This window comes from Halobacillus sp. ABR2_026 (assembly GCF_056158545.1).
Map to the genome: position 1 here is coordinate 1,419,085 of NZ_JBSWTM010000001.1, position 22,152 is coordinate 1,441,236.

The 22,152-nt window shown below is 42.3% G+C and carries 26 protein-coding genes; 25 read left to right on the plus strand and 1 reads right to left on the minus strand.

Annotated elements, in window-relative coordinates; genetic code table 11:
* The first annotated feature begins 301 nt into the window (after nucleotides 1-301).
* From ACXADE_RS07325 to ACXADE_RS07430, 22 genes are all read left to right on the plus strand, one after another.
* Nucleotides 302-502, plus strand: coding sequence for a hypothetical protein (locus ACXADE_RS07325; protein WP_474979822.1), 201 nt, complete (start codon nucleotides 302-304; stop codon nucleotides 500-502).
* 380 nt (nucleotides 503-882) lie between these two features.
* A complete protein-coding gene (locus tag ACXADE_RS07330) occupies nucleotides 883-1,482 on the plus strand; it encodes a hypothetical protein (RefSeq protein ID WP_474979823.1) in 600 nt (199 codons plus the stop codon).
* A gap of 1,341 nt (nucleotides 1,483-2,823) precedes the next feature.
* The gene (locus tag ACXADE_RS07335) at nucleotides 2,824-3,618 is read left to right on the plus strand and encodes an SDR family oxidoreductase (RefSeq protein ID WP_474979824.1); all 795 of its coding nucleotides are present in this window, start codon (nucleotides 2,824-2,826) and stop codon (nucleotides 3,616-3,618) included.
* A gap of 36 nt (nucleotides 3,619-3,654) precedes the next feature.
* Complete coding sequence (locus ACXADE_RS07340; protein ID WP_474979825.1) at nucleotides 3,655-5,142, plus strand: FAD-binding oxidoreductase; 1,488 nt, start codon at nucleotides 3,655-3,657, stop codon at nucleotides 5,140-5,142.
* Between the two features lie 138 nt (nucleotides 5,143-5,280).
* Nucleotides 5,281-6,714: an FGGY-family carbohydrate kinase gene (locus ACXADE_RS07345; RefSeq protein WP_474979826.1), complete on the plus strand. Its 1,434-nt coding sequence runs from the start codon at nucleotides 5,281-5,283 to the stop codon at nucleotides 6,712-6,714.
* A gap of 127 nt (nucleotides 6,715-6,841) precedes the next feature.
* Entirely contained in the window at nucleotides 6,842-7,561 is a 720-nt protein-coding gene (locus tag ACXADE_RS07350; RefSeq protein ID WP_474979827.1) for a MurR/RpiR family transcriptional regulator, read from the plus strand.
* Between the two features lie 239 nt (nucleotides 7,562-7,800).
* Entirely contained in the window at nucleotides 7,801-7,995 is a 195-nt protein-coding gene (locus tag ACXADE_RS07355; protein WP_474979828.1) for a hypothetical protein, read from the plus strand.
* Nucleotides 7,996-8,337: 342 nt separating this feature from the next.
* Nucleotides 8,338-8,688, plus strand: a complete 351-nt coding sequence (locus ACXADE_RS07360) for a PadR family transcriptional regulator (protein ID WP_474979829.1) — start codon at nucleotides 8,338-8,340, stop codon at nucleotides 8,686-8,688.
* Nucleotides 8,681-9,301 (plus strand): DUF1700 domain-containing protein, encoded by a 621-nt coding sequence (locus tag ACXADE_RS07365; protein WP_474979830.1) that lies wholly within the window; start codon nucleotides 8,681-8,683, stop codon nucleotides 9,299-9,301. Before ACXADE_RS07360 ends, ACXADE_RS07365 begins: the two co-directional genes overlap by 8 nt.
* Nucleotides 9,302-9,587: 286 nt before the next feature.
* On the plus strand, nucleotides 9,588-10,358 hold the full coding sequence (locus ACXADE_RS07370) for a phosphotransferase (protein ID WP_474982211.1): 771 nt from the start codon (nucleotides 9,588-9,590) through the stop codon (nucleotides 10,356-10,358).
* A 41-nt stretch (nucleotides 10,359-10,399) separates the two neighbouring features.
* Nucleotides 10,400-10,738: a hypothetical protein gene (locus ACXADE_RS07375; RefSeq protein ID WP_474979831.1), complete on the plus strand. Its 339-nt coding sequence runs from the start codon at nucleotides 10,400-10,402 to the stop codon at nucleotides 10,736-10,738.
* A 151-nt stretch (nucleotides 10,739-10,889) separates the two neighbouring features.
* Nucleotides 10,890-11,195 (plus strand): DUF5316 family protein, encoded by a 306-nt coding sequence (locus ACXADE_RS07380; protein ID WP_474979832.1) that lies wholly within the window; start codon nucleotides 10,890-10,892, stop codon nucleotides 11,193-11,195.
* Nucleotides 11,196-11,251: 56 nt separating this feature from the next.
* Entirely contained in the window at nucleotides 11,252-11,440 is a 189-nt protein-coding gene (locus ACXADE_RS07385; protein ID WP_474979833.1) for a hypothetical protein, read from the plus strand.
* Between the two features lie 77 nt (nucleotides 11,441-11,517).
* Nucleotides 11,518-11,727 carry a hypothetical protein gene (locus tag ACXADE_RS07390; RefSeq protein ID WP_474979834.1) on the plus strand — a complete coding sequence of 70 codons (210 nt, stop codon included), beginning with the start codon at nucleotides 11,518-11,520 and terminating at the stop codon, nucleotides 11,725-11,727.
* A 970-nt stretch (nucleotides 11,728-12,697) separates the two neighbouring features.
* Nucleotides 12,698-12,904, plus strand: coding sequence for a hypothetical protein (locus ACXADE_RS07395; protein WP_474979835.1), 207 nt, complete (start codon nucleotides 12,698-12,700; stop codon nucleotides 12,902-12,904).
* Nucleotides 12,905-12,981: 77 nt separating this feature from the next.
* On the plus strand, nucleotides 12,982-13,596 hold the full coding sequence (locus tag ACXADE_RS07400; RefSeq protein ID WP_474979836.1) for a hypothetical protein: 615 nt from the start codon (nucleotides 12,982-12,984) through the stop codon (nucleotides 13,594-13,596).
* Nucleotides 13,597-13,658: 62 nt separating this feature from the next.
* Nucleotides 13,659-14,156 (plus strand): tetratricopeptide repeat protein, encoded by a 498-nt coding sequence (locus ACXADE_RS07405; protein WP_474979837.1) that lies wholly within the window; start codon nucleotides 13,659-13,661, stop codon nucleotides 14,154-14,156.
* Between the two features lie 28 nt (nucleotides 14,157-14,184).
* Complete coding sequence (locus ACXADE_RS07410) at nucleotides 14,185-15,084, plus strand: S66 peptidase family protein (protein WP_474979838.1); 900 nt, start codon at nucleotides 14,185-14,187, stop codon at nucleotides 15,082-15,084.
* 1,130 nt (nucleotides 15,085-16,214) lie between these two features.
* Nucleotides 16,215-16,406, plus strand: coding sequence for a hypothetical protein (locus tag ACXADE_RS07415; RefSeq protein ID WP_474979839.1), 192 nt, complete (start codon nucleotides 16,215-16,217; stop codon nucleotides 16,404-16,406).
* A 677-nt stretch (nucleotides 16,407-17,083) separates the two neighbouring features.
* The gene (locus tag ACXADE_RS07420) at nucleotides 17,084-17,719 is read left to right on the plus strand and encodes a hypothetical protein (RefSeq protein ID WP_474979840.1); all 636 of its coding nucleotides are present in this window, start codon (nucleotides 17,084-17,086) and stop codon (nucleotides 17,717-17,719) included.
* Nucleotides 17,720-17,864: 145 nt separating this feature from the next.
* On the plus strand, nucleotides 17,865-18,068 hold the full coding sequence (locus ACXADE_RS07425; RefSeq protein ID WP_474979841.1) for a hypothetical protein: 204 nt from the start codon (nucleotides 17,865-17,867) through the stop codon (nucleotides 18,066-18,068).
* A gap of 51 nt (nucleotides 18,069-18,119) precedes the next feature.
* Nucleotides 18,120-19,010 carry an alpha/beta hydrolase family protein gene (locus tag ACXADE_RS07430; RefSeq protein WP_474979842.1) on the plus strand — a complete coding sequence of 297 codons (891 nt, stop codon included), beginning with the start codon at nucleotides 18,120-18,122 and terminating at the stop codon, nucleotides 19,008-19,010.
* Between the two features lie 158 nt (nucleotides 19,011-19,168).
* On the opposite strand, the gene arr is transcribed toward ACXADE_RS07430, so the two are convergent.
* The gene (arr, locus tag ACXADE_RS07435) at nucleotides 19,169-19,585 is read right to left on the minus strand and encodes an NAD(+)--rifampin ADP-ribosyltransferase (protein ID WP_474979843.1); all 417 of its coding nucleotides are present in this window, start codon (nucleotides 19,583-19,585) and stop codon (nucleotides 19,169-19,171) included.
* 326 nt (nucleotides 19,586-19,911) lie between these two features.
* Between arr and ACXADE_RS07440 the strand changes: the two genes are divergently transcribed.
* The 3 genes from ACXADE_RS07440 to ACXADE_RS07450 all read left to right on the plus strand — a co-directional run bounded on the left by ACXADE_RS07440 (nucleotide 19,912) and on the right by ACXADE_RS07450 (nucleotide 22,053).
* A complete protein-coding gene (locus ACXADE_RS07440) occupies nucleotides 19,912-21,141 on the plus strand; it encodes an S-layer homology domain-containing protein (protein WP_474979844.1) in 1,230 nt (409 codons plus the stop codon).
* Nucleotides 21,142-21,382: 241 nt separating this feature from the next.
* Complete coding sequence (locus tag ACXADE_RS07445; protein ID WP_474979845.1) at nucleotides 21,383-21,715, plus strand: PadR family transcriptional regulator; 333 nt, start codon at nucleotides 21,383-21,385, stop codon at nucleotides 21,713-21,715.
* Nucleotides 21,715-22,053, plus strand: a complete 339-nt coding sequence (locus ACXADE_RS07450) for a DUF1048 domain-containing protein (protein WP_474979846.1) — start codon at nucleotides 21,715-21,717, stop codon at nucleotides 22,051-22,053. The genes ACXADE_RS07445 and ACXADE_RS07450 overlap by 1 nt, the downstream gene beginning before the upstream one ends.
* Nucleotides 22,054-22,152 lie beyond the last annotated feature (99 nt).

Consider the following 22,152-nt stretch of genomic DNA (forward strand, 5'->3'; position numbering starts at 1 on the left):
GTTTTAACCTACCCGTTTTAGATTTTGTGTGATTATGAACCAAGGGGTAAAATAGGAAAGAAGAATACAGAAGCCATTTGTTGTTGAACCTCACCTTTATGACCAAGGGTGAGGTTTTCATTTATTGTTATATGTTGAGGGGGAATCTCTCAATATCACTCCTTGAGGAAGGGGGTACTTCCTTGTTTTTGTCTATTTTGAAACGAAAATGAATAGGAATCGTATAGAAAAGAAAAGGAATCTTAATGAAGGAGACCATGGAATAGTATGGAACTTCTTTATTGGAGGTGTTGAATCGCAAATGCATAAAGGAAATCAACATAAGCCATTCAATGATGTTATCGCTCATAAGCAGGAAGTCGAAGGCTATCCAAAGACCCGAGGAGGGAGACTGCCATTGCCGATTAAGTTGATCGGGTACTTTCTTTTCGGAAGCTTCATCCTCATGGTAGTGATTGGTTTGGTAGGGAATTTCCTCTTGAACTCATGTGTTTTTTTATAGTTTGTAATTGAATCCGACTATGAAAGAGTATTAGAGGAGGGAAATCTGTGTATGTTCGGCTTTATATTTCATACAGAAAATGTATATTCTGCTACCAACCACGCGGAGTATTTTAGAATAGCCCAAGCATTCAAAAGTGAGGGATTGAAATTTAAAGTGAAAAAACAATCATCAGGCAGCCCACTAGGACAACCATTTCGTAGTGTTGCGTTTAATCAGCCTGAAATATACGATTTTTTCGTTCATAAAAGGGACCGGCACCTTGCCCGAAAGTTGCTTTCCACCATGAAAAGATTCTAATGGTTTTTGAGTATCAAACGAAAATGTAGGTTATAAACTTTTATTCCTGGTTATCGTCCATCTGATAAGGAGGAAGATCTGTGATACGAAAAATATGGAATTTAAAAACGTTATATATCCTTTTGGCAATCATCGCCATCGGATTTCTGCTAGTCCCGCGAATAATCATGGGCATCCAACTACATTTAGAAGGCATAAGCTATATAGCCAGTAACACAGAACAGTATTATCAGAAGACGTTCCCTGTGGAAGGTACATATACCGTGGAAATTGATATGAGTGATCTGGAAAGTAATGAAGGGAAAGTTCTTTTCGAAGATGGTCAAAATGAAATTTATGTATCGAAAGTAACGCGTACGGATTCAGAATACAAGATCGTTTTCAGGTCAAAAGGTAGTTATGAAACAGGTGGTGCGATGTTAATTTCCGGTTTGGAACATGTACGCAATAACTCTGGTTTATCCAGTGATTTCGTAGCGGAAGCAGTAGCAGAATATAAAGATGAATCCTATCCGTTATCTCCTTCTGGCTCATCGAATTTAAAGTATCCTGATGGTGACCAATTTGGATTTGCTACATCCACTCCAATCGAAGGTCTTGATGTGAAAGAGGCCTCCGAACTAAAAGTAACGATTACTCATTTACAAGTGAACTTATGGGCGGAGAAGCCGGATATGTAATCTAGGATAGTACAACGCACATTATCATTGGCTCTGTTAAAGTTTAATGTTGCTATTACTGCAAAAAAAGGAACTTCCAATTTTATGGAAGTTCCTTTTTTATATTTGCCTTATTCAACGAAAGCTTCCTTTTCTTGAAGACTTTATTTCGAGATGTTCCAGGGATTCATTGCCTGGTTGAGCGTCAGAGGTGGCAGGGAAGCCACTCGCTTTCCTGTGGGGGAGTGGCGAGCTTCCTCGGGCTACTCCTTCCGGGGTCTCACCTGTCCCGCACGTCCCATAGGAGTCTCACCGTTTCTCTCCGCCCCTTTACCATGTAAGTGTCTCGAAACTACTTACGGGACCATCTGATTTATCTACAACACCAAGGTAGGATATTCACTTCCATAATGGCTAATCTAAATACTGAAGTATGGGATAAGGCATTAGTCCTTCAACACAGAGTTAGAGGAAAACACTCTTCCCTCCTAAGAAGGCATCTAGTTTTATGTTCTGGATGTCTGCTTGAGAGGGGGAATAAATATCATCCACTTTCCCTAATCATGCAAGCATTATTCCAGAAGTGATTTCGAAAGTCTCCTATAGCAAGGGGGAGAAGGGGAATGGCGAGACTCCTATCTTAAGTGTGCAGGCGCCTCGTTCAGCGGCGTATGGACTGGACTGAGCTGGAGGAGATAAAGGAAACACGAAGAACGAAGGGATTCGATGTTGACTTATCGTACAGAAGCGAGGGAAGTCTCACTAGCCGCTAGGCGCAGAAACCGGATATCTACGAGGAAGAGAGTGCTTGGGGAGACCCCGCAGGACGTAGTCCGAGGAGGCTCACCGCGCTCCCGCGGAAAGCGAGTCATTCCCCGCAGCCCCTATTCAACACACAGAAGGCTCGAAATCAAGTCTTCAATCATCTAAAGGTTTCGACACTTGGAAATAAATTCCCTTTTACCATCCTATCAATCATTGTCCTTTCCATCCGTTGATGCAAATATCAACACTGAACTTTAACAGAACCTTATCATTAAAAAATGTTTTAACAACCAAAAACATAATGGAAGAAAGAAGTTACAAAGCATGACTCCTTTATATACGGGTCATGCTTTATTTATTTGACATGCGCTGAATTTATAACGAGTGAAAATGGATGAGTCGAAAACTTCGTTGTTGGCAGTACAGGATAAAGAGGGGCAATAGTGCAGGTGAAGAATGCAACAGCGAATCTAATAAAATTTTCCTTTATTATCGGTTTTATGTTATATAAAAGAAAATTTCTCTTAAAATCCTTGTTTTCGTTTATCATTCGTATTACCATAACCATAGGAATTTACATCAAAGGAGTTGAAACCAATGAGCAGTGAGGGGTGCCAGATTACTGATTTCAGTATGGACTTCTTCAGTCTGAGAGGAAAAGTAGCCATGATTACGGGCGGAAACTCCGGGTTAGGCCAAGGATTTGCGCTTGCACTTGCGAAGGCAGGGGCGGATATATTTGTGGTCAGCATGGAAGATGATGGTGGCCAGACGAAAGAATTAATTGAAGCGGAAGGTGTCACGTATCACCTGGAAATTGCGAATATCACGAATGATGGTGTATGTAAGCAGATGGTCAATCAATGTATACATACCTTTGGCAAAATAGATATTCTTCTGAATAATGCCGGAATCGGCATCAATGATCCCGATGTGACCAAGTACACGCGGGTGCAGTGGGATCAAATGGTAGCGGTCAATTTGACGGCTCCTTTTGAGTTGGCCAGTGAAGTAGCCAAACATATGATTCCTCAGGAGAGCGGGAAAATCATTAATACTTGTTCCTTGTTTTCTTTCCTTGGGGGCCAGTGGTCGCCTGCTTATGCAGCGACTAAGCATGGGCTGGCTGGATTCACGAAAGCTTATTGTGATGAATTAGCCCGATACAACATTCAAGTCAATGGAATTGCGCCGGGTTATTTTGCTACAGACGTTACGAAGTCGACGAGAGACAATTCTGAAACCAATCAGCGGGTCCTTGATCATATTCCTGCCAACCGATGGGGGAACATTGTGGACTTGATGGGGACGATTGTCTATTTAGCTTCTGATGCTTCGAATTATGTGAATGGAACATTAGTAACTGTTGATGGAGGTTACCTGGTAAGGTGAAGCGCCATAAATCTTTGATAAAAGGAGAATGTTTGTATGAATAATAAAACCAATGAAACTACGATTGAAGAATTGAAGTCTTTGCTTTCGGAAGAGCAAATTGTGACAGAGACGGAAGAATTATATGATGCCTCGGCGGATCGTTATAAAAAATATGCCAAAGTGAAGAATGTACTGGATGTACCGATGCCGTTGGCCATCCTTTATCCTCATTCAACGGAGGAAGTGAAATCTCTGATTTCTTACTGCCATGACCATGAGATCAATGTGATTCCAAGGAGTGGAAAGACCGCTACTGAAGGCGGTTTGGAAAACTGGAAAGAAAAAACGGTGGTCATCGATGGCTCCAGAATGGATGACATTATTAAAATAGATCCATATAACATGCAGGCTACTGTTCAATCAGGGGTGAAGCTGCAAACGTTGGAAGATGAGCTGCGTAAACAAGGGTATACGACTGGACATTCCCCACAGTCCAAGCCTGTTGCGCAAATGGGCGGTTTAGTGGCGACGAGAAGTATCGGGCAGTTTTCGACGCTATATGGAGCGATTGAAGATATGGTCGTTGGCCTGGAATGTGTCTTTCCGGAAGGACAAGTTTCTAAAATCAAAAATGTTCCCCGCCGTTCCGGCGGTCCGGATATTCGTCACGTAGCCATTGGAAATGAAGGTGCCCTTTGTTATATCACGGAAGTAACGGTGAAAATTTTTAAATTTTATCCTGAAAATAACACGTATTTCGGCTATCTCGTTGAAAATATGGACGAAGGTTTGAAAGTGTTAAGAGAAGTGATGGTTAACGGATTCAAACCATCTGTGGCTCGATTGTATTCGGAAGAGGATGCTAGACAGCATTTCAGTCATTTCTATAAAGATAGATGTGTCCTGATTTTCATGACAGAAGGACCGCAGGGGATCGTGAAAGCGACCAATGACGCAATTGAAGAAGCTGCTGAGAAGTTCAGCTCTCACATCGTCGAGCAGGTAGACTCTTCTCATATTGAAAACTGGTTCCTGAATCTGAACTGGGATCAAAGCCGTATTGAGGACGAAATCAATGATATGAAAGACCATAACTCTCATGATGGGTTTACGACTGAAGTCTCTGCCGATTGGGGGAATGTCATCAAAATATATAACAACGTAATGCATCGCATTCGAAATGAGTTCGACCGGGCGGATGAATTAACGATGCTCGGGGGTCACTCTTCCCATAGTTATTTAAATGGGACAAACATGTACTTCGTCTATAATTACACGATTAATTGTGCGCCGGAAGATGAAATGCAAGTCTATCACCACCCGATCCACCAAATCATTATTGAAGAAACCTTGAAATGCGGAGGGTCCATGTGTCATCACCACGGCATTGGAAAGTATCGTTCAGAATGGACGAGAGAAGAACATGGCTCTGCCTATTACATGCTGGAAAAAATGAAAGAAGCGTTTGATCCTAAAGGGATCATGAATTACGGAACGATTTTCCCGCAGGAAAGTGAAATCAAGAAATACATTCGCTCGTAATGACAAAGCGAGTGTATCATTGAAAATCAGGTCGTCCTAAGAACCCCTCCTTGGTGAAGAACAACCCCTTGCTTCGTGCAACTGGATCCTTCTTGTCTAAGGAGGGGTTCTCATTCCGTTACGAAAGGCATGGTTATGATGAGCACAGATCGATATGTATTGGGCATAGACAATGGTTCACAAAGTACGAAAGTTATTCTGTTTGATGTAGTGGGAAACGAAATTTCCTTTGGATCCTGTGAGTTGAGGGATCCATTGACTCCGGAACCGGGAGTGGTCGTGCACCCGGATGATGACTTGTGGGACAGTGTGTATCATGCGATTCAAGACTGCTTGGATCACTTCACAGGAGACCGCCAGGCTATTGAAGGGATCGGTCTTTGTACAATTCGGAGCTGTCGTGTCCTGCTTAAAGAAGATGGTTCCCTCGCGTATCCTGTCATGAGCTGGATGGATGAACGATTAGCACACCCGTATCAACATGAAGATGATGAAGTGCAATTTGTCACATCCACCTCCGGCCACCTCGGATTTAAACTGACCGGAGAATTCAATGATACGGCCGGAAACTATGAAATGAACTGGCCGATAGATCGTGAAACTCTGGATTGGTCTCGGGATGAGGAGGTAATGAGGGCGAACGGTTTAAACCGGGAGATGCTCTTCAATCTTGTAAAGCCTGGGGAGAAGTTAGGTTCCCTTCGAAAAGATTTAGCAGCAGCGTTTGGTTTAGCTGAGGGGATCCCTGTTGTGGCGACATCCAATGATAAAGCGGTGGAAACGCTTGGGTCTGGTATAAAAGATGACCATTCCATCATGATATCATTAGGAACTTTTATATCTGCCAGGCTGTTGAGAGACAGCGATTATGAAAATGCGGAAAACTTTTTTCCTACGCTGGCCGCGATTCCCTATAAATTTGACTATGAGTCCAATGGGATCCGCCGTGGCATGTGGACCGTCACCTGGTTTAAGAAACTGATTGGAGAAGAGTTAGTCTCAGACGCCTCCAGTCTTGGTTTGACCGAGGAAGAATTTTTAAATCAAAAAGCTGAAGAATTGCCAGCTGGAAGTGATGGACTAATCACAATCCTCGATTGGTTGAGCAGCCCGGCGTATCCTTATCGGAAAGGGTTGATGATTGGGTTTGATGAGCGTCATACCCGGTATCATATTTACCGTTCGATCTTGGAAGCCATTGCGTTTAATATCAAAAACAACATTGATGACATGCTGGCAGAAATCGAATCGGAAATCCATGAAATCGTTGTAACCGGGGGAGGAGCAAAAAGTGATGTCATGATGCAGATAATCTCTGACCTGTTCGGACTGCCAGTCTACCGAAGATCCGGGAAAAGCAGTGCATGTTTAGGTGCTGCCATCAGTACATGCTGTCATTTAGGGGAGTATGAGGATTTCTCCGAAGCGATGGACGAGATGATTACGAATGATCAATCGTTCACTCCGCAAGCGGACAATCATGCACTCTACAATAAAGTGAATGAGACGGTTGTGAAAAACGTACGGACGTATACAGATGAAGTATTAAAGCTTGCGCATTCTATTAAATAGAAGCTCTCTACAGAAGTGTGGCCAAGTCTTTTCGAATGAAATGAACGATCTATGCTCGGGAGAAAAGAGGATGTACTGCTGATCGCTGCACGTTTGATATGAATAATTGATGAGGAGTTCGTGTGACATGTTAAACCTAAGGACAGAAAAATTAACTCCATTAGAGAAAAAGATACACCACACATTGTCAGAGACCGTGACTTCAGACACCACACTGAAAATCGTGGAGGCGGCTGATCTGTGTGAAGTATCTCCCTCAAAAATATCCAAGCTTGTCAGGAAATTAGGGTTCGATAATTTCAAACAATACAAACGTTACTTTAGTGGAGAAGACTCTGCCATTCGAGTAAACAAGAAGTCGAATGAAGTGGAGCGGTTGGTGCAGTTTCTCCAAGATTACGACGGAAAAATTGTGGATGACTTCTTGTCTGTCTTTACACAATTTGATAAGGTGATCCTCTATGGTTTAGGTCCTTCTCATATTTGTGCCGAGTATTTCGCATATAAACTTGGAACATTAACGGAAAAAAAGGTTTTTGTAACCCAGCATGAGGACTATGCTGGACGTTTAGCGGATGAGGATACCCTGCTTATCGTGTTTTCCGTTACGGGAACTTTCTCATCGTTTGAAAACTTGTTTACGTTGATGCGGAATCAAGGAAGCCAGATTATGCTTATCCTGGAGGAGTACATCAATACGCGTGATTTTGATGCGGACTATATATTCCATTTATCAAAGTTTTCTCAGGACGATGAGTTAATGGCCTTTGAGAAAACGAGAACACTCTTTTTTATCTTTATCGAAGAAATTATCTTTAAATTGAGGCAGGAATTGAAAGAGGGGTAGTGTATTTCTAACGGGAGTGGGGCGCGCATTCTGAATCTCCGGAGCATGATTGGAGCCCGTGTGGTGGCGTGAACGGTGAGGAGTCTCATAGTCCATGAGATATAGAACGAACACTAGAAGGATTCGCCCTCCTATCCTTGCGGAGTACATTTATCCCAATTTTGTGGATGGCCCTTGTTTAGCAGATAACTCTATATTAGGATGGGCAAAGAACTTTAGAGGAAGGGGGAAGAGAGCAGATGAAGAAAATATTGATGACACTATTGTTAACAGGACTATTCTTAGTAAGTGCAACCTCTACCGTATCTGCAAATGATTTTAAAACAGGTAAAGCAGGATACGATCTGGGCTGTAATATTTGGAATGAAACACATGAAGAAGATATTTGTGTTGGAGACGACAAGTCCTGGTGGGAAAATATCCTTGGAATTTAAGCGAAGGCTTTTGAAGAGCATATGTATTCACTACGATCTCAGAAGCATTGAACAATGTACATAGCAATGCTGGCCATTTATCAATGTTCGCTCATGACGAAAAATTAATGGTCTTTAAGAAAACAAGAACGCTTTTTCTTATCTTTAGCGAAAAAGTGTTCGTTAAGTTGATGTAGGGATTGGGAGAGTCATAGGCTCTCGATTACAGGAAGAACGTGAAAAATGAACCTTGTAATAAAGTGGAAGTTAATGAAAATCCCTGGACGGAACTGTTGGTCCAGGGATTTTTCAGGTTCTATATGTGTCATTGACACATATGTATCACTGATATACCATAGAGGCATGGATACAAAAAATGACAAATGGCATACGCAGCTAAGAAAAGGGACGTTTGAGTTAGCCATACTTTTACTGCTGAAAAACCGTGCGATGTATGGCTACCAAATCACTAAGAAATTGCAGGAGGGTACTAGTTTTCCGATTGCAGACGGTTCGATTTATCCGATTTTAAGAAGAATGAGTACGAATCAATGGGTTGCTTCTTTTAAAGAGGAACACGAAGGGAGAAGTCGAAAATATTATTATTTAACCGATAACGGAAAGGAAGTATTAGAATCTCGGTGGAATGAGTTTGTGAACATCTATTCATTTTTAAATACCCTGAACGGTGGAGGAGGAGAGGGAAGTGAGTGAAAATCAAACGGTGAAAGATTACATAAGAGAGTTGGAATATCAATTACGCGATCTTCCAGCAGATGAAAGGCGGGGACATTTAGATGAAATTAACGACCACCTCCGGGAGTTAATGGCAGAAGAAGGGAAAACAGAACAACAGATTGTAGAAGCCTTCATTGCTCCGCAGCAACTAAGCAAAGACATTCTTTCTGAATATAAGGCCAGTAAACAAAAAACAGCGTTCGAAATTCCGGATTACTGGTTTGGTGTTACTATCATTTCCGTATTCGCTCCATTCGGGGCGCTGGCTTTACCCCTTATGATGGACACTATAGATATCGGCTTGTATTTACCATTCCTGCTACAGTTTATAGTAGGAACGTGCGTATTGTTTGGTTATTATAAAAACAAGCTGACGAACAAAAGAGCGGATATGCTGCGTAAAGTTGGCAGAGCAATGATTCCTCTCCTGGCGATTCCCTTTGCTTTGTTTTCGATTCGTATGATGCAGACGGGAGAATGGAGTATGTTTAATATGGCTTACCTTTCCTGCTATGTACTTGTTTGGTTGTTTACCTATTTTTCTATACGTCATTTATTTCAACGAAATATTGAAACATCGATCGTTTAAGGTGCTTTCATTTCCGTAGAAGGAATTCGTTGGCGTACGTTATAGGGCTCATAAAAAACGAACTTCCACACGTATGGAAGTTCGTTTTTTAGGGTATCGATATTTCCTGAAGAAGCTTGTTTGCACGAAGAGAGCCCAGGACGAAAATCAAAAAGGTCCCAGCAGTTGAAAGTGAAAACTTAGATCGGTCTACAATAACGGTTTCAGGGAAGGTATTAAACCCATAGAATGCAGGTCATTGGTAGAAGAGGAGGGAGACGAAGTGTCAAGGTGCAAGGATGAAGAGATGCTGACGGGTGGGAATGTATCCAACGTTTATAAAATAAAGGATACGGTTCGCCGATGTCTCAAACCAGATGCTTCCAAAAAACATCAATTGCTACAGCATTTAGAAAGCCGAGGATTCATGAATGCCCCGAAATTTTTAGGGATTGATGAACAAAATCGAGAGGTCCTATCTTTTATTGAGGGAGAAGCGGGAAACTATCCATTGAAAAAGTATATGAGGTCGAATGAGGTATTGAAAGAAATCGCTCACATGCTTCGTTCTTACCATGACGCAGCAAATGATGTTCCATTTCCGGAGGACTGGGCGCCAATGGATAATACTCCTGATTACCCGGAGGTTATTTGTCATAATGATTTTGCCATTTACAATATTATTTTTAACCATGGAAAGCCAGTAGGCATTATCGATTTTGATGTTGCTGCACCTGGTCCGAGACTTTGGGATATTGCTTATACTCTATACACATGTGTTCCTTTGAGTAGAAAGAGTCATACAGAATCAGGCGAGACTGTATATTATGATCCTACAGTCGATGCAAAACGAAGAAAAGAAAGAGTACAGTTGTTTTTTGATTCTTATGGGATGGAAGGAATCGAAAAAGACTATGTAGACATGGTCGTGTTACGCTTAGAAGGTTTATGTTCATATATGAAGAAAAAGGCTGCTGAAGGTGACGCTCCCTTTCAACAGATGATTGACGAAGGACACCTTGAACATTACGAGAAGGATATTACGTTCATCCGTCAGCACGGGAAAGAATGGGAGTAGGTTTAAAGATATGGATTTTATCATTGGAGGCTGGGGAAATCATGAGGTGTGTATGTGAAAGTCAACGAACAAATAAACTCCTAGTAATGGCAGATGTAGGGGCAGACCCCATTTGGTGTCAGCGTTGTATTTGTAACCTTGATTTAGAAATGATCCCATTAGAGACTGATCTGAAGGCAGAGTTGGTCAAGTGGATCGCAGGGTACGGTGTATGGATAAATTGGGAGGAAGGTCGTATAGTTTCTAATGGAGTGGCGCTTGAAGAAGCGCATAATAATATAGGAAAGAAGTTAGCCTGTAAAGTACAGGAAGCTCTTTCAGGGACTTATGAAGTTTCCTTTTCCCCTTCGACTTATGCGAAGGAATATGAAAATCTATAGTAAACAACAAAGGATCAGAATTAAAAAGGCTATACATTTAGAGATCGTCCAAACGGTAACAGAGCTTTTTATTAAGCAAAAAATATAATTATTAATCTCTTCAGGGAACGTATGACGGCCTTACATCGTACAAGGATGAGGAGGGGATGAGGTGAAGCTTAAGAGTTTCGGTTTTGGATCATTGATTCCTTTGGCGATTCTCATTTATGGGTTCTTGAGCAAGGATTGGGAAACATCTGTGAAAGTTATCGCTTTTAGTGGGTTGATTCCAATGATAATTGCTGGCATATTATCAGGTGCTTTCGTTAGTAGAGATGGACATACCACCACTTACAAGACGGGAGTAAAGGAAGAGGAGGCATCTAAAAGCAGGTGGTCTATCGCCTTCCTTATGTTCAGCTTGCCGAATGCTGTTACATTGATCATAATTGTTCTTCTCGCCATGATGACTGGTTGATCTGTAAGAGTGTGGGGCGGAGAAGGACAACGAACTATTTTTAAAGGGGGTTACTTATGAAGAAAAAAGCCCGCATCCTTCAACTTTCATCGGTCGCTTTATTAATCATTGCTTTGATCCTGAATGGGAGCGGTATGAGGGAAACGGCCTACTTTACATGGACAATGATCCTGGCGGTAGGGGTTGCTGTGTATTGGTCGGTTATCAAACTGAAAACCAATAAACGCGATTCGAACAATTCATAGTAAATACATAGAAACATTGGAAGTGCATAACCCATAGAATGGTAGCGTTTCTTACTTGCAAGGAGGATAACTTTCCAATGAATTTGAACCAAATGTTGAGATATGGAAGGATTGCCCTGATCCTATTAGTGGGTTTATCGACGATGTCCCTGTCTATTATTCATTTTGTGTACCCTGATCCTGGGTATGAAGGAACCTTGAGGTTGCTTACTTGGAGCTGTGTTGGAATAGTTACGTATTTCTATATTGAAGGCAGAATCAAAAGCAGGCATAATAACAGAAAGTGAAGTTTTCGTTTTGTTTTATATACGAAAGTAGAGTATTGTTCAGTGGTCCATTACATCATTGGTATTATATGTATATGAAGTTATGAATGATTGAGTAGAAGAGAGGGGACCCTATAGGGCTTTAAATAGCTTTCCGTATTGTCGCTTTAGCAGTCGTCTTGGATTTTTACTGGTTTGATATGGAACAGAAACGCTGGTGATGGATGAAAAATTGGACAAGGTTCCGGATAGGTATATTTTTTTCCGGCTTTGCGATTGTATCGGTAGTGATTTACTTCGGTCTGGGACTTGATTTACTATTATTCTTTCGATGATGGAGCTTATCTTTTCAGAGGGATAAGCTTTTTTTAGGGGGGCGTGGTGTTAGTATTTCTTAAAAGTATTTACAGAATACTTTTTTAACAAAAGGCTCTGTAAAGATTGGTGTTGATATTTGCAGCAACGGATGGAAGTGACAATTTAGAATCTTGTTGGATTATGATTTCGAAACGGAGTCTTTAGCTAAATGACAGGATTGTTGAAGACTTGATTTCGAGACTTCTGTGTGGTGAATAGGGGCTGCGGGGAATGACTCGCTCACCGCCCGCCCCATGGAAAGCGAACCTTTTCCCGGAGCCCCTAGAATCACACAAACATCTCGAAGCTGAGTCTTCAAGAAAAGGGAGCTTTCGTTGAATAAGCCAAATATAAAAATAAAATGGGAAGTTCCTTTTTTGCAGTAATATCAACACTTAACTTTAACAGAGCCTAACAGAAAGAAGGTGGTCTTATCCCTGTCTTTGTCGAACTACTCTCCAGTTTTTGCTTTGTTATCGGCTGGTTCGTCATCCTCATTACCATAGGATACCTCATTCCAGCCTTATTCCTGGGTGGGATGTTTCTCGTTATATCTGTCTTGGCTCTCTTAACTGGGCTTTTTCTTGTGTGGGTTTCGAAACGATGGTAGCAGAAGAGGGGGAGGGGAACAGTTATGAAAGAATGGAAGCAACCGGCTTGGTTTTGGTGGTTGATAGGAATCTTCTGCCTGGCTGAAATCGCCTTGTATCCGTTACTAGTCTTCCTTGGTCAGAGTCCTAAAGAAATTCTTCATGCATCCTTGTGGGTTGGACTTCTAGCATATCCAGTATTTGTCGTTTCCCCTGATTTCATTAGGCAGCTTACTGATTCTATCTTTTAGAAGGTCCAACGCTTCTCTGATTGGGAAGCGGCCTCTATGTGTAACTTGTTTGAGGAGGCTTGAAAGGAGAGAGCAGGATGCATAAAGTTTACTTGTCGGTTATTGGTTTTCTTCTTTTGGTTTTAGTTTTTATTTGGACTTTATCGCCGGGAGTTCCTTCTCCAGGAGTATATGATCAGGGAACTGGACAGGAACAAGCATCCGAACCCTTATCCGTCACTTTTGAAGCGTATTTCAAAGGGGTTACTCCGAAAAAGGGGCTGTTTGAAGGTCGCGAGGGTGCTGTGCTGAACTTGGAAGAAGTTCCTGATGAGGAACGTAAATCCTATGCCGCGGGTTTATTACTGGAAGCGCGAAAGTCTCTTAATGTTGAAAAAGAAATAGGGATACCGGCATTAAATCACATGGATTCATTCTTTACGCCGACAGACTCCCAATTAAAAGCCCTCCATGAAGACGATGGGTCTCAACTGGAGACTCGTATATTAAATAGTTCTCTTCAACTGAAGCAGGCTGGTGACCTTATCAGTCAACAGTTGTTAAGTGAACGTTTAGAACATCTTAGTGAGGAATATATGAGTATTGAACCATATGAACAAGAGTCTCTCTTTGCATTTAGTTTAGCCTTTAACGAGTATCGGAGAGTCGTAGAACAATTGATAACCATTACAGATTCCTCAATTACAGACTGATGCGCATAGATCTAGATTTGTTGGTCTCACATAGGTAGGAAAGACAGGTTGTAAGGAAAAGTTTGGACATAGAAGGAGTGGACCCTAAGAAAGAAATTTTGAAACAAATCGAAGAAAAAGACTTCCAAACAGCACGGGAAATACTGCTCCCTCTGATGGAAGAAGGTATCGATGATGCAGAATTGAACTATTACTGTGCAGTCTGCCACGATGCTCTGGGGATGGAGAGGGGAGCCATTCCTTTTTATGAGTCTGCGCTTCATTATGGGATTCACGGGGAAATACGCGAACGTACATACATACAATTAGGGAGTAGTTTGAGGTCCCTTGGTGAATATCAAGAGAATAAGGAAATATTAGAAGAAGGGACCGCCCAATATCCGGAAAACAGGGCGATGAAAACCTTCTACGCGATGGTCATGTACAACTTGAAAAGGGATGAGGAATCCTTCACCCATTTATTGGAGCTGTTGATTGAAACTTCGCAAGATCCTTGGATCAATAGTTACCAGAAGGCCCTTAAGTTCTATTCAGATAAGCTAGATCAGACGTGGTCATGATGATACAGGAAAGAAAGGAAGGAAATTTATGAATAAGCCACGCGCTTTACAAAAAGGGGATAAGGTAGCGATTGTTGCACCCGCCGGCCCGCCAGATCGGGAGAACCTCTCCCAGGGGGTGGAGGTTTTGGGGAAATTAGGGCTTGAGGTCGTTATAGGAAGACATGTTTTTGAGACACAGGAAGATTTTGTTCAAGAACGTTTGTCGGATTTACATGAGGCGTTTCGTGACTCTGAAGTCCGTGCGGTGTTTTGCGCTAATGGAGGGTATGGCACAGCTAAGCTGGCTCCTGACATTGATTACAAATTGATCCGGGAGCATCCGAAAATATTCTGGGGTTATAGTGATATTACGTTCCTGCTTACGGCCATTCAAAAATCGAGTGATCTTGTGACGTTTCACGGGCCGATGATCGCTTCTGATTATAATGACGTAATAAGAATGAAAGAAACCGTGTCCTCACTAGACCAACTGTTCTCAAAAGAAAGTATGACCTATGATTCGCAATCATCAACTCTTCGTACATTAGTTCACGGGACAGGCGAAGGACATATAACTGGAGGAAACTTAACTCTGCTCACAAGTGGGTTGGGGACCCCTTATCAAGTGGAGGGTAAAGGGGCGATCTTACTTATTGAGGAAGTAGAAGAGCCTGCGTTCCTTGTGGATTTGAAGCTTCATCACCTCAAACAGGCAGGGGTGTTTGAGGAGGTTGAAGGAGTCATCCTTGGTTACTTCCGGGGAGGAGCAGATGAAGGGTGGAAAATAAAAAATGTGCTGCGGGAATTTTTCGCCGACGCTTCTTTCCCTGTCGTTGAGAATTTTCCATTTGGTCATGATCAGCCGAATTATGGTGTACCGTTGGGAGTGAAAGCAACGCTCACGACATCCCCGGCCAGACTCGTCGTGGATTCAGGAGTGGAGTGAAATTTGTCTCTTTTACAATGTCTCTGTTAAAGTTCAGTGTTGATATTTGCATCAACGGATGGAAATGACAATGAATGATAGGATGTTAAAATGGAATTTATTTCCGAGTGTAGAAACCTTTAGATGATCTCCTTTCACGATGTGACCATTAGAATCTTGTTGGATTATGATTTCGAAACGGAGTCTTAAGCTAAATGGCAGGATTCTTGAAGACTTGATTTCGAGATGTTTTTTGAGTGGATGGGGCTGCGCGGAATAGCTCGCTTTCCGCGGGAGCGCGGTGAGCCTCCTCGGACTACGTCCTGCGGGGTCTCACCCTGCACTTTTTTCCTCGTAGATATCCGGTTTCTGCGCCTAGCGGCTAGTGAGACTTCCCTCGCTTCTGTACGATAAGTCAACATCGAATCTCTTCGTTCTTCGTGTTTCCTTTATCTCCTCCAGCTCAGTCCAGTCCATACGCCGCTGAACGAGGCGCCTGCACACTTAAGATAGGAGTCTCGCCATTCCCCTCCGCCCCTTTGCCATATAAGTGTCTCGAAACCACTACTTGAAAAATCAGCTTGTATGGGTAAGAGAAGGGAATGATATCATCTCTACCCCATGAACGTTTAGCAAACGCTTGATACTACGCACGATGTGCCCGCCTAGGGGAGAAGAATGGGAAACTTACGAATCCATAAAGATGTTCGAACCTCAACCATTCAAGTTCACCCTTTTTAAAGTGGCTTCGAGACACATATAAGGGAAAGGGGAGGAGGGAAACGGTGAGACTCCTATGGGACGTGTGGGACAGGTGAGACCCCGGAAGGCGTAGCCTGAGGAGGCTCACCGCCCGCCCCATGGAAAGCGAACCTTTTCCCGGAGCCCCTAGAATCACACAAACATCTCGAAGCTGAGTCTTCAAGCGAAGGGGCTTTCGTTGAATAAGCCAACTATAAAAATGAGGAACTTCCATAAAATTAGAAGTTCCTTTTTTGCAGTAATATCAACACTAAACTTTAACAGAGCCTTTAAAATAGGAGGATCAGGTGGGCGCTCCTCTTGAATTTAACTGGAATAGGAACAAGGATTACCCACCAGGCCTGAATCAACGCTGGAAACATAGTAATTGAAAAGGGGGACTTACGCCAATGAGGAAAATTCTTTTTCTAGTAAATGTAGCCGCTAACTTTGCTTTATTTTACCACTTATTTAAACGGCCGTTTCAACTATTTTTTGAGGGAGGTCTTGGCTCACAACTTTTGTGGATCGGAGTTATGCTGACGGCAACGTTTGGAACTTCAATCTATACGTTTCATTATCTTAAAGAGAAGAATGCCTAAGGAAGCATAAAGCTGTATCGCTTTTGAGGAGAATTGATGAGATGTCTGATTTATTGAAGGACCGGTTCAGAGAGTTTGTGTTTTTTTGGAGAGATGTTTAAAACCAATTCAGGTGGATTGGTTTCTTCGTCGACGTTCCATTTCGTCTCGTTATTTGGGGTGTTACACTATTCCTATGAATATTCTAAGAGGAATTCTTTTAACAGGAGTTATTTGTGTCGTCAGTTATTTCGTTTTGGGCCGCCCGGACAATTTGATCCCTTTATTGATAGAGGCAATTACAGGATTGGGGTTAGTAAAAGGAATGAGAGGAATATGGACATCTAAACAGAGGGATAGCCATTGAATATAGAATAGATATCGAAAAGTTTTGGAGGAAACCATGGGTGTGTTTTTTATAATTGTCTTCATTGTATTAGTCTTGTACTGTATGTTCACTCTCAGCTACATAGAGAAATTGGTGAAAAAGCAGCAGGCGGATCAAGAAGAAATAAAATCATTACTTAAAGTTATCATTAAAGAGAGAAATAGAAGTTGAGCAGGGAGACGGTTTTAAAAAATCGTCTCCTTTCTTTATGGTGAACACCTGCTTAGATTGAATGGACTTTGTTCTCCCTTATTATGGTAAAATTAACATAAACCGAAGCGTACCGGTAGCAAAGGGAGGATGGTCGTCTGTGAATAAAGTTGTGAAATGGATCTTGATCACCTTTGGAAGTGTAGTAGGGATCCTTGGGGTATTGGTTATTGTCTTCATTGTCGAAATGACTCCCAGTGAAAGCAAGGAAGTTGAGACGAAGGAACAAGCCCGTATTTATTTGGACGCTCATTACTCCGGCGAAATGGAAATATACGATACGTTGTACGATAATATGGGGAATTTTGGATTTGATTACGCCGCCAAAGTAAGGAACACGAGAGATGGTGTCGAGTTCCTCGTGTACGAAGAAACGGGAACAGGTGAAATGGTTGATACTTACAAGGTCAACTATTATGAGAAGAAGTTATATGATCGAATCGTAGATGATATAGAAAATCGGTTCAGTGATGCAGAAATGATCATCACCAGTTATACAACAAAAATGGATAAAGTGGAGGCTACAACCGGGGAACTCCCCGATCTAACAGAATTGGATGTAGCCCCTAAAATATCCATCTGGCTGCAGCGAAGCAGGAAAGGTGGAGATGAGGAAAAAGTCACAGAGTTGATCGATATTCTGAAAGATGAAGTGAAGCTCCCTCATGCGAGTATAAAGGTTGAATATGAAAGTAACGAGAAGAAGAAAAGTCAAGTGCTGGTGCGGGATTACTAAGAGATAAAGTATAGACCAATTAAGAATTCGCCACAGACCGGCTTGGAAAGAAAGGAATGTGATTAATGATGCCGGGCTTCGCTACTATTTGGCTGGTGGGAGTCCACAGTCAGTCTGATAGGAAATAGAGAAAGGGGAGAGTGTTTTGAAAGGGTATTCGGGTGTTGGCAGGGTTCTGTATTTACTGGGAACGTTTATGACAGCAACGGGCATAGCCTTCCTGTTAGTGGAGGATGCACCGAAATGGTTCTCTAGGATGTCCGTTCCATTGATTGTTCTTGGAGGGATGGTATTATTAGCTGCCGGGATTTATAGATGGACAAGAAACCGGAACCGGCCTAACGTATAAGAATTACATCCTTAGTTACCAAAGAATACATAACTGAGAAGGTGATTGTTTATGAATAGAAATATAGAACGAGAAACGTTTGCCGGCTATACGAACGTTGAAGTAATGGATGATTTTCTCGGCGTATCATTTCCTATGATCATCATGTATCCTTCTGAAACTCATGAACTTGAAGAAAAATTGGGTCCCTACAGTGTCATGGTTGCAAAAGGGGCAAAACTGAAGAAAGGTGTTTTTCCACTCGTTATCCTTTCTCATGGGACGGGTGGGACGCCGCTTGTTTACCGGACACTTTCCCGGTACTTGGCCCGTCATGGGTTTATCGTAGCAATGCCCGAGCATCCTTATAATAATATTCATGACAATCGTTTGGAACAATCGGTGGCGCTGTTGGAAAGCAGACCGAAAAATATTACACAAGTGATTGACTGGTTTGAACAGGATGAAAGCTTTAAAGACTCTGTTGATTTTGACGAACTATCCATCATCGGCCACTCCATGGGTGGCTACACAGCCATTGCTGCGACAGGAGGAGTACCTACCACTCTTCCATGGGATACGGGGAGTGAAGAGCCCAGAGTGGTTTCTGTAACTCGTGATGAGAGAATCAGAAAAATCGTTTTATTCGCACCAGCTCTTGGATGGTTCAGAGAGGAGGGGGCACTGGATCAGGTGGAGGTGCCCATTTTCATGGTCACTGGTGCTGAGGATGACATTACCCCCTCCTTTCATGCGGACATCTTGAAGAATGGAACAAGCCGACCTGCGAGAATCGAACATAAGGTCATCGAGCATGGTGGGCATTTTTCTTTTCTGAGTCCCTTTCCTGAACGAATGAAAAACCCATCGTTTCCTCCGTCCCAGGACCCTGATGGGTTTGACCGGGAGGCCTTCCATGAAGAGTTGAATGCTGATGTATTACGTTATTTGAGGAGCGAATAAGAGGAAGCATGTCTGTTGTTAGGTAAAAGTTTTTTATACAGAAGGTTAATCAAAATTTAGTGCATGAATCTCTATCATAAATTATTTAACATCAATGCCTATGTTAAATGGAAGGGATAACATAGACATTGATTGGGAGGGCGTTTTAGGATCAAAACTTAATCAAAGATCATATCTCTTCCCTCTTCCCGGAGTTTTTGCAAAGCATCCAGCATTTGCTTGATTTCTTCATCGGTATGCCTCTCCCACTTTCCTAATTCAGCAATGATTTTCAAAGGAGCTTTAGACCTGTAGGAACGGGTCGGGTTGCCGGAAAACTTTTGATCTGTCAAGTTAGGGTCATTCTCAAATTCTCCCATAGGTTCTACGATGTAGATTCTTTCTTTGAGTCCACTTTTAGCTAATTCTGCTCCCCATTTAGCAGCTTCCAATGTCGCCGTGAAATAAATGTAGTTAGATTTTTTGTTTTGATAGTTGGACAAGTGCTGGGCTTCCAATTGTTCACCAAGTTTCAATGCCGCTTTTGTGCCATGGAAAAACGGGCCGCGATCCAGGACTTTGTTATCTTCCTTCATTTCTATGCACCCCTTTGGCAGTTTCGTATGAATAAAGTATAGAGGAGCAAAGGTAGAAAGAGTAGTCTATAAATGTAGCTGCCATCATTGTATAATAAAAGTAGAAAGAGGAAGAGATGCTTTATGAAGAGACAATCTTCTGCTTAGAGGATGGAAAAGACTTATCTTGGTTTAGGTAAGTCTTTTTTTATATGCTTATTAGGTCATTAGTCGTTAGTCTTTAGACTCATTGGCGGCTTCGTTGATATAAATTGGGAATATTTAGACATTTGCTGCTTTTCATATAGTACACTGAAATTGATGATTTTTTAAGGAGGAGTGTGTACATGAAAAGAATCCTATCATTCTCGTTTTCGCTGCTGTTCGTATGTTCTATGTTTGCTACTAGTGTCAGTGCGGCTGACTCTTTCCCGGATCTCGATCAAGTCAGCTGGGCGAAGGATGAAATCAATTATCTTCATAAAGAAGGCATCATTCATGGGATGCCTGATGGCACGTTCGCTCCTAAGGAGGACGTGACAAGGGCTCAGGTCGTGGTTATGCTTGTCAATGACCTTTATCCTGAGGAAGAAGCGGACAGTGAGCCCCCTTTTGATGATTTGACGAAGAGCGCTTATTACTATGATGAAATGGCAGTGGCTTACGACAAAGGCATTATTAAGGGATACGACGGAAAAGTGAGACCTAAAGATTCTGTAAGCCGTGCGGAAGCTGTCGCTCTGGTCGATCGGGCTTATGATGTTGAACGAGACGGAGAGGCAAGAGATTTTCCTGATGTGGAAGAGGATCATTGGGCAGCAGAGAATATAAAGGACCTATCTTCTCAACATATCATTAACGGGATGCCGGATGGGACATTCGCACCTAATCAAAGTATGACGCGCGCGGCCTTCTCGAAAGTACTCGCAGCAACCATCGAACCTTCTTTCAGAAAAGATGCCGATGAGTTAAGCGAGAGTGAAATCAAAGAGGAATCTGAACAGTTGCAAGAGAATATTCATACGACATTGTATGAGGATTTGAAAAAATATGAAGGAAAAGATCAAGCCCGCGATTATGACAGAATTCAAGATGAGGTCAGGAAGTATGCCACGGATTCCTTCAGTGAAGAAGTGAGGGACACTTACTATAATGCGTGCTTGAACTGTGACACGGTCTACTATGATTATCATTTCGCATGGGATATCCATATGAATGTGATGGAGAACAATCATGGGAAAGTCGTCGTAGAGACTGCGCAGCTGGAAGCTTTCACGTATACGGGTTCTTTTGAAACCATCACGCTTAAAAAAGAAGAAGGCGATTGGAAGTTGGACGCGATTGAAGGAGAACCTTTCGATGCTGAGCGTCATCTTAGCCTGTCTACGGAAGAAGCTAAGCAGCGTGTAGAAGAAGTGTTACCAGAACGTGAGGAAATAAGTTACGTAAGAACGGATGAAAAAACGGTGGAAGATAGAAATGGTGTATCTTATGAAACGAATTTCCACGTATTCAATGACAAAGATGGATCAGAAATTGAAGTGGACGCATCTACAGGCGGCGTTCAAAACCCATAACTTAAAAGGGGAAGAGGAATCTGTTGGTGCAGATTCCTCTTTTTTTATGGGACGTATCCATTTGTAGGAGACTTCGTTTCAAAATGAGAAAGATCATAATATCAACAGAGTTTTTTTCGGATAGGGAGGACCTTGACAACAACAGTATTAAGTAATACTATATAGTGGTACTAAGTAATACTTATTACTGTGGTCATAAAAAAACCAAAGGTCACGAATCAGAGGCAAACAGGAGGTACACATGGAAAATTTCAGAGAAATGATGAAGGGAGTGCTCGAGGGTTGTGTGCTTGAAATCATCAGCCGCGGCGAGACGTATGGATATGAGATCACCCAGCAGCTGCGGGAGCTTGGGTTTACCGAGGTGGTGGAAGGTACCGTTTATACAATCACCATGCGACTTGAGAAAAACAAGCTAGTGGATATCGAGAAAAAGCCATCAACCAAAGGTCCGCCAAGGAAATTTTATACGTTGAATGAAGCCGGTGAAGAGCATCTTCGATTGTTTTGGAGAAAATGGGGGTACCTTTCAAGCACCATCCAGGCACTGAAAAGGGAGAGAGGGGATCAATGATGAATATTTTTGAAAGATTAGTGGGAAGTCTTGAAGATAAGCGGGAATGGAGAGCGATGGAAGCCCGTGCCAAAAATCTACCCAAGGATTATCGTACCGCTTACCAGGCGATCCAAAAATATATGTGGACGACGGGAGGACCTTCAGACTGGGCGGGGACCAGCCGCATCTTTAATGGAATCCTCGACCTTTTTGAAGAAGGGGCAGCAGAAGGGAAACATGTGACCGACCTCATTGGAGAAGATGCGGCGGCTTTTTGCGACGATCTTTTGAAAGATGAGAAAACATGGGAGGATAAGTATCGGAAGAAGTTGAACGACACGATCAGCCGAGGCTGAAAATGCTCTATTCTGTTCAACTATCATGGGTGCGATAAATATATACGAATGTCTCATGGCTTATCCTATATAGGATGGGCTTTTTTTATGACGTATTAT

Coding starts and splice junctions, on each gene's coding strand:
- ACXADE_RS07325 (WP_474979822.1), top strand. CDS start 302: ATGCATAAAGGAAATCAACATAAGCCATTCAATGATGTTATCGCTCAT.
- ACXADE_RS07335 (WP_474979824.1), top strand. CDS start 2,824: ATGAGCAGTGAGGGGTGCCAGATTACTGATTTCAGTATGGACTTCTTC.
- ACXADE_RS07340 (WP_474979825.1), top strand. CDS start 3,655: ATGAATAATAAAACCAATGAAACTACGATTGAAGAATTGAAGTCTTTG.
- ACXADE_RS07345 (WP_474979826.1), top strand. CDS start 5,281: ATGAGCACAGATCGATATGTATTGGGCATAGACAATGGTTCACAAAGT.
- ACXADE_RS07350 (WP_474979827.1), top strand. CDS start 6,842: ATGTTAAACCTAAGGACAGAAAAATTAACTCCATTAGAGAAAAAGATA.
- ACXADE_RS07355 (WP_474979828.1), top strand. CDS start 7,801: ATGAAGAAAATATTGATGACACTATTGTTAACAGGACTATTCTTAGTA.
- ACXADE_RS07360 (WP_474979829.1), top strand. CDS start 8,338: ATGGATACAAAAAATGACAAATGGCATACGCAGCTAAGAAAAGGGACG.
- ACXADE_RS07370 (WP_474982211.1), top strand. CDS start 9,588: ATGCTGACGGGTGGGAATGTATCCAACGTTTATAAAATAAAGGATACG.
- ACXADE_RS07375 (WP_474979831.1), top strand. CDS start 10,400: ATGAGGTGTGTATGTGAAAGTCAACGAACAAATAAACTCCTAGTAATG.
- ACXADE_RS07385 (WP_474979833.1), top strand. CDS start 11,252: ATGAAGAAAAAAGCCCGCATCCTTCAACTTTCATCGGTCGCTTTATTA.
- ACXADE_RS07390 (WP_474979834.1), top strand. CDS start 11,518: ATGAATTTGAACCAAATGTTGAGATATGGAAGGATTGCCCTGATCCTA.
- ACXADE_RS07395 (WP_474979835.1), top strand. CDS start 12,698: ATGAAAGAATGGAAGCAACCGGCTTGGTTTTGGTGGTTGATAGGAATC.
- ACXADE_RS07400 (WP_474979836.1), top strand. CDS start 12,982: ATGCATAAAGTTTACTTGTCGGTTATTGGTTTTCTTCTTTTGGTTTTA.
- ACXADE_RS07410 (WP_474979838.1), top strand. CDS start 14,185: ATGAATAAGCCACGCGCTTTACAAAAAGGGGATAAGGTAGCGATTGTT.
- ACXADE_RS07415 (WP_474979839.1), top strand. CDS start 16,215: ATGAGGAAAATTCTTTTTCTAGTAAATGTAGCCGCTAACTTTGCTTTA.
- ACXADE_RS07430 (WP_474979842.1), top strand. CDS start 18,120: ATGAATAGAAATATAGAACGAGAAACGTTTGCCGGCTATACGAACGTT.
- arr (WP_474979843.1), bottom strand. CDS start 19,585: ATGAAGGAAGATAACAAAGTCCTGGATCGCGGCCCGTTTTTCCATGGC.
- ACXADE_RS07440 (WP_474979844.1), top strand. CDS start 19,912: ATGAAAAGAATCCTATCATTCTCGTTTTCGCTGCTGTTCGTATGTTCT.
- ACXADE_RS07445 (WP_474979845.1), top strand. CDS start 21,383: ATGGAAAATTTCAGAGAAATGATGAAGGGAGTGCTCGAGGGTTGTGTG.
- ACXADE_RS07450 (WP_474979846.1), top strand. CDS start 21,715: ATGAATATTTTTGAAAGATTAGTGGGAAGTCTTGAAGATAAGCGGGAA.